Here is a 597-nt window from a genome sequence, read left to right as displayed (position 1 = left end):
AGCGGGCGTTGTGTAGTGGTAAGACCTTAGCCTTCCAAGCAAGTGTAGTGAGTTTCACTGAGTTGCATGGTGTTGCTATCTCTTTCATTTTATTTATTAAATGATTGCACTGAGTATCACTCAGTATCATCTTGTTTCATTTCATTACCTACAAAAAACCGACAATATGCCAAAGCTCACAGAAACACTCGCCAAGCGCCTTCCTCACTCCAGAACAGGAACCGACAAGCACTGGGATAGCGAGATCAGGGGTCTTGTTCTCTTCGTGGGGAAACGGTCCAAGACTTGGTACTTCCAGAAAGACGTGGGTGGGAAGACCCAACGCGTCTTGATTGGTCGATATCCGATGATCTCCGCGCACGCTGCTCGACAGACAGCGATGGAACTGGCCTTGGACCTGGGGCGCGGGGCAGGGAAGGTGGCTCAGATTGGTGCCCCACGATTGGAAGCGGCTCTGGAGTCATATCTTCGACGACCGAAGCTTCGATCTGACGATCACAAACAAAGTATGCGCCAGCAGTTCGAACTGCACTTGAAAGATTGGATGCGTCTGCCGTTGGACGAGATCAGCAAGCAGATGGTGGCTGATCGGCATCG

The 597-nt window shown here is 50.9% G+C and carries 1 protein-coding gene; it reads left to right on the top strand.

The window, feature by feature from the left end:
- Window positions 1-166: 166 nt before the first annotated feature.
- The coding region (locus tag AC2D8P_RS16665; RefSeq protein ID WP_484704009.1) for an Arm DNA-binding domain-containing protein at window positions 167-597 on the top strand (431 nt) is incomplete at its 3' end.

It is taken from the genome of Roseovarius sp. YIN77, from assembly GCF_057219155.1.
The sequence above is the reverse complement of the archived record's forward strand: the minus strand, read 5'-3'. Positions and strand labels throughout refer to the sequence as shown.